Below are 10,825 nucleotides of genomic sequence, written 5' to 3' on the forward strand. Positions count from 1 at the left end.
GACGGCGCGGCCGCGGTGGTCGTGATGAGCAAGGAGAAGGCCCAGCAACTCGGCCTGAGCTGGATCGCCGAGATCGGCGCGGCGGGCGTGGTGGCCGGTCCGGACTCGACGCTGCAGGACCAGCCCGCCAATGCCATCGCCAAGGCCTGCGCGAAGCAGGGCATCTCGCCCGCGGATCTGGATCTGGTGGAGATCAACGAGGCGTTCGCGGCGGTCGGCATCGCCTCGACCCGCAAGCTGGGCATCGATCCGGCGAAGGTGAACGTCAACGGCGGCGCGATCGCCATCGGGCACCCGCTCGGCATGTCCGGCGCGCGCATCCTGCTGCACCTGGCGCTGGAGCTGAAGCGTCGCGGCGGCGGCATCGGCGCGGCCGCGCTGTGCGGTGGCGGCGGGCAGGGCGACGCCCTGATCGTCAAGGTCTAGTTGTGATGTCCGAGGACGTCGGTTCCACGGCGTCCTCGCAGGTGAGCTGCTGCGGGATCGGGTCGAGCGGCTTCGGTGGCCGGTCGGACACGATGCGGTGGTCGCTGCCGGAGGTCCGGCTGATGGGTGGCCGGCCTCCGCGGGTGGCGCTCCTGGACTCGGCGGCCGCGTTCACCGGGAGTCCGGGGATCTCGGGGCTCCCGCGTGCGCGGCTGTGCGTGGCGTCAGCGTGCGAACTTCTCGATGGCCTCCGGGGTGACGGGGGTGAAGAAGTTGACGAGGTTGCCGTCGGGATCGCGGAACAGCAGCGACCGGTTGCCCCAGGGCATCGTGGTGGGCTCGTTGACGAAGTCGGTGACGAAGCTGGTCAGGTTCTGGTGAACGCGGTCCACGTCGTCGACGAGGAACTCGGTGATCACGCTGTGGTTGTCCGCCGGGCGGGCAGAGCCCGGGGCGAACAGCGGGACGGTGCGGGTGCCGGCGATCGCGAGGGTTGCGCCCGTGGTCTCGAGTTCGGCGAAGTCCTCGGTGGCCCACGTCGCCTGCATCCCTGTGGCTCGCTCGTAGAACTCGACGAGGCGTGCGACGTCGCTGGTGATGATGCGGATCGAGACGAAGTCCATGGGAATCTCCTTGGCTGTGCTGGAAGCGTGCACCTCGCAGGCTAGGAGAAATAGCGGACAGAATCGGTCCTGTATTCGCGTTAGGCTGCGAATATGCCACGACCCACCGGCCGCGTGCTGACACTCCTGGAGTTGCTGCAGTCGGGCGGCACCCGGACGGTGGCCGAGCTCGCCGACCGTCTCGGCGTCGAAGGGCGCACTGTGCGCCGGTATGTGGACCAGCTGATCGACCTGGACGTGCCCGTGGAGTCGGTGCGCGGTCGCTACGGCGGGTACCGGCTGGCTCCCGGGTACCGCTTGCCTCCGCTCATGCTCAGCGACGACGAGGCGCTGGCCGTGCTGCTCGGCCTGGTCGCCGGCCGCCGGGCAGGGCTGACGACGACGGAGCGCACGGCAAACGAGACGGCGTCAGCGAAGATCCGGCGGGTGTTGCCCAAGCACATCGCCCGCCGGCTCGACACACTGCTGGAAGCTCTCGCCTTCACGGATCAGCCCGGCGAGTTGGACCACCCGGACGCCGGGCTCCTGCTCACCATCGCCGATGCGGTGCGCCACCGCCGACCGGTCTCGGTCCGCTACACCGACCGCGACGGACGGCGCAGCGAACGCACCCTGCACGCGTACGGGATCGTCGCCCATGCGGGCCGGTGGTACGTGACGGGCAAGGACGCCCAGGTCGACGAGGACCGAACCTTCCGGCTCGATCGCATCGCAGACGCGCGGACCCTGCCCGGCTCATTCGAAGCGCCCGTTGGTCCCGGTCCGGCACAGCGGGTGTTGTCAGGATTCGCCACGGCCGAGTACCGGCATGAGGTGACCTTGCGGATCCACGGGACAGTGGAGCAGATCCGCGCGCACCTCCCCGCCGGCGTCGCGAGCCTGGCGGAGCCCGACCCCGCGGCCGGCCAGGACCCGGCAGCCGAGCACTGGCTGCGCGTCGAGCTACGGGCGCAGCAGCTCGACTGGTTGCCTCGGATACTCGCCTCACTCGACCGGCCGTTCGTCATCGAGCGCCCCGATGAACTACGCGACCTCGTCATCGCCCTCGCCGATCGCCTCACGTCCTACGCCCGCCAAGCCTGACGGCGAGGAACCGGTGCCATGAGACGGCACATCTGGTCCGGCAGCCGGTCGCGCCGGGCAGATGTCCGTTCTGTCCGGTGTGACCGGTACGACTACGACCGTACGTAGTTGATACGGCACAATGGTGGCCATGGCCTCTTTCGACCCGCGCACCGTCGCCGGTAGGTTCCGCTTGTTCGCCGTTCTCGAAGCCGTGTCCTGGGCAGGTCTGCTCATCGGCATGGCCTTCAAGTACCTGCCTGCCGAGGGCAACGAGATCGGCGTGAAGATCTTCGGCCCGACGCACGGCGCCGTCTTCGTGCTGTTCCTGCTCACCACGCTGCTCACGGCGCGCGAGTTCGAGTGGAACTGGAAGACCACCATCCTCGCGCTGCTGTCGAGCATCCCGCCGTTCTTCACGGTGGCGTTCGAAGTGTGGGCCCAGCGAACCGGCAAGCTCGAAGCGCCCGCCGGGGCGAATTCCGGCAACGCGGCTGGTGGCTTCGTCGGGTCCGCCACCTCGCTCGCCAAAAGCGTGTCCGACTGATCCATCAGGTCGTCTGCCCCGCACCCGCCTCTTCGTGACAAACTGGGAACCGTGACTCGACCAGCCGCACGTCGTCCTTCGCCAGCAGTCGCCGCCGCCATGTCCGGAGCGGTCGACCTGTCCAGCCTGAAGCAGCCGCCCGCCGCCTCCGGAGCCACCGGTGGGGCGCCCGGCGGTGACTACGCCGTCTCGGAAGTCGATTTCGAAGCCAAGGTGCTGCACCGCTCCATGCAGGTGCCGGTGGTCGTCGCGCTCTACTCCCAGCGCAGTCCCGGCAGTGTCGAGCTGGTGCGGACGCTGCAGCGCCTGGTCGAGGCCGACGGCGGTTCCTGGGCGCTGGCCGCGGTGGAGGCCGAAGCCAATATGCGCATCGCCCAGGCGCTGCGGGTGCAGGGCATCCCCACCGTGATCGCGATCGCCGCGGGTCAGCCGCTGGCCGATTTCGAGGGCGCGCAGCCCGAGGCCCAGGTACGCCAGTGGCTCGACGCGGTGGTCGACGCCGTGGCGGGCAAGCTCGAGGGCGGCCCGGCCGAAGCGCACGAGCAGGAGGATCCCCGTTTCGTCGCCGCCGAGGACGCGCTCGAGCGCGGCGACTTCGAGGCCGCGGAGGCCGCCTACGAGGCGATCCTCGCCGCCGAGCCGGACAACACCGAGGCCAAGGCCGCGCTGCGACAGCTGAAGTTCCTGGCCAGGGCGCAGCAGGTGCCCGAGTCGGCGATCGAGACCGCCGACGCCGATCCGGGCAATGTGGACGCCGCCATTGCCGCGGCCGATCTGGAACTGCTCGGCCAGCAGCCGGAAGCGGCTTTCGATCGGCTGATCGCGGTGGTCAAGCGGACCGCGGGCGACGACCGCACCAAGGCGCGCACCCACCTGCTCGAACTGTTCGAGCTCTTCGATCAGGCCGAACCCTTCGTGGTGGCGGCTCGTCGCAGGCTCGCGGCGGCGCTGTACTGATCACCGCTCGAGCGGATCGCCCTCGGCGGGCCGATCGCATCGCGGCAATCCGTGCACGATCCGGCAGGACCGAAACTTTCGGCCCTGCCGGATCTGTGTCCGGGGCCGGATATGCGAGGCGGCGTCGAACCGAGGACGTCGCGGGGGATCAGATGTGCGGACCGGCCAGCCAGACGGCGGTGTTCGGCGCGAGGGCGACGGTCGCCGAGTACGGACGCCCGTGCCGGCGGACCTCCTCGGTGTGCACCGCGCCGAGGTTGCCGATGCCCGAGCCGCCGTATTCGACGGCATCGGTATTGAGCACCTCGGTCCACTCGCCCGCGACCGGCAGGCCGAGCCGGTACTCGCCGTGCGTGGAGCCGGAGAAATTGAACACGCAGGCCAGTACCGAGCCGTCGGAGCCGTAGCGCAGGAAGGCGAGGACATTGCGCTCGCGGTCGTCGGCCTCGATCCAGGCGTAGCCGCCGGGGGTGGTGTCCTGGCTCCACAGCGCGGGGGTGGCCCGGTAGACGCGGTTGAGGTCGCGCACCGTCGTGGCGATGCCGCGATGCAGGGGGTTGCCGAGTTCTTCCCAGTCCAGGCCGCGATCGTGGGACCACTCCCGGAACTGGCCGAAATCCTGGCCCATGAACAGCAGTTGCTTGCCGGGATGGGCCCACATGTAGGCCAGCAGCGCCCGCACGCCCGCGGCCTTGGCGAAGTCGTCGCCGGGCATCCGGCTCCACAGCGTGCCCTTGCCGTGCACCACCTCGTCGTGGCTGATGGGCAGCACGTAGTTCTCGCTCCACGCGTAGACCATGGAGAAGGTGATCTCGTGGTGGTGGTAGGCCCGGTGGATCGGGTCGCGCCCGAGGAAGCCCAGGGTGTCGTGCATCCAGCCCATGTTCCACTTCATCGTGAAACCGAGACCGCCGACATCGGCGCCGCGGGTCACGCCCGGCCAGGTGGTGGATTCCTCGGCGATGGTGACCACGCCCGGATGTGCTCGATGCACGACCTCGTTGAGTTCGCGCAGGAAGGCGACCGCTTCCAGGTTCTCCCGGCCGCCGTGGACGTTCGGTTCCCAGTCGCCGCCGCGTGAGTAGTCCAGGTAGAGCATCGAGGCGACGGCGTCCACCCGCAGGCCGTCGATGTGGAACTCCTCGATCCAGTAGCGCGCGTTGGCGATGAGGAAGTTGCGGACCTCGTTGCGGCCGAAGTCGAAGACGTAGGTGCCCCAGTCGGGTTGCTCGCCGCGGCGTGGGTCGGCGTGCTCGTAGAGCGGGGTGCCGTCGAAGCGGGCCAGCGCCCACTCGTCGCGCGGGAAGTGCGCGGGAACCCAATCGAGCAGCACGCCGATGCCCGCGCCGTGCAGGTGGTCGACGAAGGCGCGGAAATCGTCGGGGGTGCCGAAACGCGCGGTCGGGGCGTAGTAGGAGGTGACCTGGTAGCCCCAGGAACCGCCGAACGGGTGCTCGGCGACGGGCAGCAGTTCGACGTGGGTGTAGCCGGCCTCGCGGACGTAGTCGGCCAGTTGCCGCGCCAGTTCCCGGTAATCCAGCCCGGCCCGCCAGGAGCCCAGGTGCACTTCGTAGACGCTCATCGGCGATCGGGTGGGATCGGCGGCCGCGCGTCGGGCCAGCCACTGTTCGTCGTGCCAGGCGTAGCTGCTCTCGGTGACGACGGAGGCGGTGCGCGGCGGGACCTCGGTGGCGAAGGCGAGCGGGTCGGCGTGGTCCACGGCGCGACCGTCCGCGCCGTGCACCCGGTACTTGTACTTGGTGCCGGGACCGGCGCCGGGGACGAACACCTCCCAGACGCCCGAGGTGCCCAGCGCGCGCAGCGGAGCGGTGTGCCCGCTCCAGCCGTCGAAGTCGCCGAACACGGTGACGCCGCGGGCATTCGGGGCCCACACCGCGAAGGAGGTGCCCGATACCGGGCCGTCGAGGGTGTCGTAGTGGCGTGGATGCGCGCCGAGCACCTGCCAGAGATGCTCATGGCGGCCGGCGCCGATCAGGTGCAGGTCGAACTCGCCGAGCGTGGGCAGGAAGCGGTAGCCGTCGGCGGCGACGACGACCGGGCCGCCGGGGTAGGTCGTGACGACCCGGTAGTCCATCAGCTCGGGGTAGGGCAGGACGGCGGCGAACATGTCGTAGCCGAGGAACTCGAGCGGATGGTCGACGCCGCCGACGCGCACGTGGACCGACTCGGCGTGCGGGCGCAGCACCCGGACCACGGTGCCGCCGGGGTGCGGATGCGCGCCGAGCACGGTGTGCGGATCGCGGTGCGTGCCCGCCGCCAGCAGCATGAGGTCGCGGGTCTCGATCAGCGGCCCGCCCCGATCAGGTGGCAATGCGCCGGCGCGCCCGGAGTTCTCGGCAGCGCCGCCGCTCGTGCCGGAGCCGGTGTCGCCCGCGGCCGGCGCGCCGCCACGGGTGGCCGGTGTCGTCGTCTCCGGGTCGGGCTCCTTGGCGCTCATCGCAAACTCCTCCGGTAGGCCAGTGCGGCACGGGCTGCGGCGGGAACGGGCGGCAGGGCGACGATGTGCGCGACCGACCGAGCCGGCTCCAGACGCACCCAATTGTGCTGGCCCCAGTGCCATTCCTCGCCGCTGACCTCGTCGCGCACCACCGGATGGTCGTGCCATTCGCGGCCGATGGCGGGCAGGTCGAGGGAGAGGAAGCCCTCCTCGGCGCCGTAGGGGTTCAGGTTGACGACGACCAGAACCGCGTCGCCGCCGATCGGATCGAACTTGGAGTAGGCGATCAGGGCGTCGTTGTCCACGTGGTGGAAGTTCAGGCAGCGCAACTGCTGCAGCGCGGGGTGTGCGCGGCGGATCTCGTTGAGCCGGGTCAGCCAGGGCTCGAGTGATTCCCCGCGCTCGAGCGCGCCGGCGAAATCGCGCGGGCGCAGCTGGTACTTCTCCGAGTCCAGGTACTCCTCGCTGCCCGGTCGCACGGCCTGGTGCTCGAAGAGCTCGTACCCGGAGTAGACGCCCCAGGTGGGGGCCAGGGTCGCGGCGAGTACCGCGCGGATGGCGAACATGCCGGGGCCGCCGTGCTGCAGGCTCTCGTGCAGGATGTCGGGGGTGTTCACGAACAGGTTCGGCCGGGCCTCGTCGGCCTTGGCGGCCAGTTCGTTGCCGAACTCGGTGAGCTCCCACTTGGCCACGCGCCAGGTGAAATAGGTGTAGGACTGGCTGAATCCGCGCCGGGCCAGACCGTAGAGACGGGCCGGGCGGGTGAACGCCTCGGAGAGGAAGATCACTTCCGGGTTCTCCTTGCGCACCGCGGCGATCAGCCACTCCCAGAAGTCGGCGGGCTTGGTGTGCGGGTTGTCGACGCGGAAGATCTTCACGCCCAGCCCGATCCAGTGCCGCACGACCCGCAGGATCTCGGCGTAGAGGCCGTCCGGGTCGTTGTCGAAGTCGATCGGGTAGATGTCCTGGTACTTCTTGGGCGGATTCTCGGCGTAGGCGATGGTGCCGTCGGGCAGGGTGGTGAACCACTCCGGGTGCTGTGTCACCCACGGGTGGTCGGGCGCGCACTGCAGGGCCAGGTCGAGGGCGACCTCCAGGCCGAGCTGCTCGGCCGCGGTGACGAATTCCGCGAAGTCCGCCTCGGTGCCCAGCGCCGGATGCACGGCGTCGTGGCCGCCGTGCTTCGAGCCGATCGCCCACGGGGAACCGACATCTCCGGGAGCGGCGACCAGGGAGTTGTTGGGCCCCTTGCGGTTCACCTCGCCGATCGGATGGATCGGCGGCAGGTACACCACGTCGAAACCCATGCCGGCGATGCGCGGCAGTTCGGCGGCGGCGGTGGCGAAGGTGCCGTGTACGGGCTCGCCCTGGGCATCGCGGCCGCCGGTGGAGCGCGGGAAGAACTCGTACCAGGAGCCGAAGAGCGCGCGCGTGCGCTCGACCTGGACGTGATGGGCCGGGCCCCGGGTCACCAGCTCGCGCAGCGGGCTCACCCGCAGGATCTCGGCGATCTCCTCGGCGAAGGCGGGCGCGACCCGGGCGGGCAGCTGGTCGTCGCTGCGCAGCGCCGTCGCGACCGCGCGCAGCTTCTCGAACTCCGCCTTGCGCACCGACTGGGCGACACGCTCGAACAGCCGCGCCCCGATCTCGAGGTCGTTGGCCAGGTCGGCGGCGCTCTGGCCGACGGCGAGCTTGGCCTCCACCGCGTGCCGCCAGGTCGCGATCGGATCGCTCCAGCCCTCGACGCGCACGGTCCACAGCCCCGGTGCGTTCGGGACGAAGACGGCGTCGAACACGTCGGGCTCGGCGGCGGGCGTCATCCTGATGCGGGTCGGCCGGTTCGCGCCGGGGGCGCGCACGGTCAGGTTCGCCGAGACGGCGTCGTGTCCCTCGCGCCACACCACGGCGCGCACCGGGAACACCTCGCCCACCACAGCCTTGGCCGGGCGGCCGCCGGGGATCGAGGGGGCAGTGTCATCGATGGCGATGCGGCCGGTCACGTGCACCAACCTACTGGACGATCTTCGACGACGACGGGTGTGGCTGTCGTGCCTGTTGAGGCGTTGTTTCGTGGTCGGCGCGGGTTCCGGGGTCCGTGTAGGGTACTGCCGGTGAAGGCATTGCGTCGGTTCACTGTCCGTGCTCATCTGCCCGAGCGTCTGGCGGCCCTGGGTGAGCTGTCCACGAATCTGCGGTGGTCCTGGCATCCGCCGACGCAGGACGTGTTCGCCGCGATCGACCCGCGGCTGTGGCGCGAGGTCGGCCACGACCCGGTGCGGATCCTCGGCGAGGTGCCCGCGGCCCGCCTCGACGAACTCGCCGCCGATCCCGGTTTCCTCGCGCAGGTCGACGCCGCCGCCGCCGACCTGCGGGACTACCTGGGCGCGGCGACCTGGTTCCAGCGGCAGGGCCGCGAGGACGGGGTCTCGGGCATCGCCTATTTCTCGATGGAGTTCGGCGTCAGCGAAGTGCTGCCCAACTACTCCGGCGGCCTGGGCATCCTGGCGGGCGACCATCTCAAGGCCGCCTCCGACCTGGGCCTGCCGCTGATCGGCGTGGGACTGCTGTACCGCTCCGGCTACTTCCGGCAGTCGCTGTCGGCCGACGGCTGGCAGATCGAGCACTATCCGTCGCTCGATCCGCAGGGGCTGCCGCTGCGCCTGCTGACCAGCGAGGGTTCGGCGGTGCTGGTGCACGTGGCCATGCCCGACGGCCGGGTGCTGCGCGCGCGGGTGTGGATCGCCCAAGTCGGCCGGGTGCCGCTGCTGCTGCTCGACTCCGATATCGCCGAGAACGACGCGGACCTGCGTGCGGTGACGGACCGGCTCTACGGCGGCGACCAGGATCATCGCATCAAGCAGGAGATCCTGGCCGGTATCGGCGGGGTGCGGGCGGTGCGTGCCTTCACCCGCGCCGAAGGGCTGCCGGATCCGGAGGTCTTCCACATGAACGAGGGCCACGCGGGCTTCCTCGGCGTGGAGCGCATCCGCGAGTACGTGGCGGGTGGGATGGATTTCGACACCGCGCTGACCGTGGTGCGGGCGGCGACGGTGTTCACCACGCACACCCCGGTGCCCGCGGGCATCGACCGGTTCCCGATGCCGATGGTGCGCCGCTACTTCGGCGGTGCGCACGGCGAGGCGGAATCGGCGTTGCTGCCCGGGCTTTCGGTTGACCGCATCCTGGCGCTCGGTCGCGAGGCGGATCCCTCGGTCTACAACATGGCGCACATGGGCCTGCGGCTGGCGCAGCGCGCCAACGGCGTCTCGCGTCTGCACGGCGAGGTGAGCCGGGGCATGTTCGCCGCGCTCTCACCGGGTTTCGATCCCGAGGAGGTGCCGATCGGCTCGGTCACCAACGGCGTGCACGCGCCCACCTGGGCGGCCAGGGAATGGGTGGAGAAGGCGCGCGAACTCGTCGGTCCCGAGCTGGCCGAGGAGGGGCGCGGCTGGGAGAAACTGCGCGAGATCGACCTCGGCGAGCTGTGGTCCACCCGCAACACCCTGCGCGCGACGCTGGTCGCGGAGGTACGGCGCCGGTTGCGCGCCTCGTGGCTCGAACGCGGCGCCGCCGAAGCCGAACTGGGCTGGATCGACGATGTCTTCGACCCGGACGTGCTCACCGTCGGCTTCGCGCGCCGGGTGCCGACCTACAAGCGGCTGACCCTGATGCTGCGCGATCCCGAGCGGCTGCGCGCGCTGCTGCTGGACCCGCAGCGTCCGGTGCAGCTGGTGGTCGCGGGCAAGAGCCACCCGGCCGACGACGGCGGCAAGGCGCTGATCCAGCAGGTCGTGCGCTTCGCCGACGATCCGGAGCTGCGCCATCGCATCGTCTTCCTGCCCGACTACGACATGTCGATGGCCCGCTATCTGTACTGGGGTTGCGATGTGTGGCTGAACAATCCGCTGCGCCCGCTGGAGGCGTGCGGCACCTCGGGCATGAAGTCGGCGCTCAACGGCGGCCTCAACCTGTCCATCCGCGACGGCTGGTGGGACGAGATGTACGACGGCGAGAACGGCTGGGCGATCCCCACCGCCGACGGCGTGCGTGACGAGCAACGCCGCGACGACCTCGAGGCGGGCGCGCTCTACGACCTGTTCGAGCGGGCAGTGGCTCCGCGTTTCTACGATCGGGACGCCGCCGGGCTGCCGGTGCGCTGGGTGGAGATGGTGCGCCACACGCTGCAGACACTGGGGCCGAAGGTACCGGCCTCGCGCATGGTGCGCGACTACGCCGTGGAGTACTACGCGCCGGCGGCGGCGGCGTACCGGCGGGTGAGCGCCGACGATTTCGCCGGGGCGCGCGCGCTCGCCGAGTACCGCAGACGGGTCGAGGGAGCCTGGGGTGCGATCAAAGTGGTGCAGGTGGACAGCGCGGGTCTGCCCGACACTCCGGTCATCGGCGCACCGCTGTCGCTGACCGCGCGGGTGGATCTGGGCGGTCTCGCGGTCGACGATGTGGTGGTGCAGGCGGTCCTGGGCCGGGTGACGGCGGGCGACGACCTCGGCGAGGTGACCACCGTCGAGATGACGCACATCGGAAACGATTCCGGCACAGATGTTTTCACCGTGCAGACGCCGCTGTCGCTGTCGGGTGCGGTCGGCTACACGGTGCGGGTGCTGCCGCGTCACCCGTTGCTGGCCTCGGACGCCGAGCTGGGGCTGGTCGCCGCGCCCTGAGCCAGTTCGCGACCGGCCGCATTCGTGATCGCCCTGGTGAGGGCCGTCACGAGTGCGGTCGGGTGGGCGCGGG

7 protein-coding genes and 1 pseudogene are annotated in these 10,825 nt (G+C 70.5%); 5 read left to right on the top strand and 3 right to left on the bottom strand.

Translation table 11 applies throughout. From position 1 onward, the window contains the following. Positions 1–426: pseudogene (locus ON26_RS05085) on the top strand (acetyl-CoA C-acyltransferase); the annotation flags it as partial. Positions 427–650: 224 nt separating this feature from the next. On the opposite strand, the gene ON26_RS05090 reads toward ON26_RS05085, so the two are convergent. Continuing rightward, the gene (locus ON26_RS05090) at positions 651–1,049 is read right to left on the bottom strand and encodes a VOC family protein (protein ID WP_040794847.1); all 399 of its coding nucleotides are present in this window, start codon (positions 1,047–1,049) and stop codon (positions 651–653) included. A gap of 93 nt (positions 1,050–1,142) precedes the next feature. Between ON26_RS05090 and ON26_RS05095 the strand changes: the two genes are divergently transcribed. The 3 genes from ON26_RS05095 to ON26_RS05105 all read left to right on the top strand — a co-directional run bounded on the left by ON26_RS05095 (position 1,143) and on the right by ON26_RS05105 (position 3,615). Next, positions 1,143–2,132 (top strand): helix-turn-helix transcriptional regulator, encoded by a 990-nt coding sequence (locus ON26_RS05095; protein WP_040794807.1) that lies wholly within the window; start codon positions 1,143–1,145, stop codon positions 2,130–2,132. A gap of 121 nt (positions 2,133–2,253) precedes the next feature. Continuing rightward, entirely contained in the window at positions 2,254–2,658 is a 405-nt protein-coding gene (locus ON26_RS05100; protein ID WP_040794808.1) for a DUF3817 domain-containing protein, read from the top strand. Positions 2,659–2,757: 99 nt separating this feature from the next. Next, positions 2,758–3,615, top strand: a complete 858-nt coding sequence (locus ON26_RS05105) for a tetratricopeptide repeat protein (protein ID WP_040794809.1) — start codon at positions 2,758–2,760, stop codon at positions 3,613–3,615. Positions 3,616–3,763: 148 nt separating this feature from the next. Here ON26_RS05105 and glgB read toward each other — a convergent pair whose 3' ends face one another. Next, positions 3,764–5,902, bottom strand: a complete 2,139-nt coding sequence (glgB, locus tag ON26_RS05110; protein ID WP_083883745.1) for a 1,4-alpha-glucan branching protein GlgB — start codon at positions 5,900–5,902, stop codon at positions 3,764–3,766. A gap of 167 nt (positions 5,903–6,069) precedes the next feature. Beyond that, a complete protein-coding gene (locus ON26_RS05115; RefSeq protein WP_040794849.1) occupies positions 6,070–8,073 on the bottom strand; it encodes an alpha-1,4-glucan--maltose-1-phosphate maltosyltransferase in 2,004 nt (667 codons plus the stop codon). A gap of 111 nt (positions 8,074–8,184) precedes the next feature. On the opposite strand from ON26_RS05115, the gene glgP reads away from it, so the two are divergent. Continuing rightward, the gene (glgP, locus tag ON26_RS05120; protein WP_040794810.1) at positions 8,185–10,752 is read left to right on the top strand and encodes an alpha-glucan family phosphorylase; all 2,568 of its coding nucleotides are present in this window, start codon (positions 8,185–8,187) and stop codon (positions 10,750–10,752) included. Positions 10,753–10,825: the final 73 nt, after the last annotated feature.

The sequence above is a fragment of the Nocardia higoensis NBRC 100133 genome, assembly GCF_000308595.1.
In the GTDB taxonomy this organism is placed as follows: domain Bacteria; phylum Actinomycetota; class Actinomycetes; order Mycobacteriales; family Mycobacteriaceae; genus Nocardia; species Nocardia higoensis.

Bases quoted from the DNA above. Each gene is read 5' to 3' on its own strand.
- ON26_RS05090 (WP_040794847.1), bottom strand. From the start codon at position 1,049: ATGGACTTCGTCTCGATCCGCATCATCACCAGCGACGTCGCACGCCTC.
- ON26_RS05095 (WP_040794807.1), top strand. From the start codon at position 1,143: ATGCCACGACCCACCGGCCGCGTGCTGACACTCCTGGAGTTGCTGCAG.
- ON26_RS05100 (WP_040794808.1), top strand. From the start codon at position 2,254: ATGGTGGCCATGGCCTCTTTCGACCCGCGCACCGTCGCCGGTAGGTTC.
- ON26_RS05105 (WP_040794809.1), top strand. From the start codon at position 2,758: ATGTCCGGAGCGGTCGACCTGTCCAGCCTGAAGCAGCCGCCCGCCGCC.
- glgB (WP_083883745.1), bottom strand. From the start codon at position 5,902: ATGCTGCTGGCGGCGGGCACGCACCGCGATCCGCACACCGTGCTCGGC.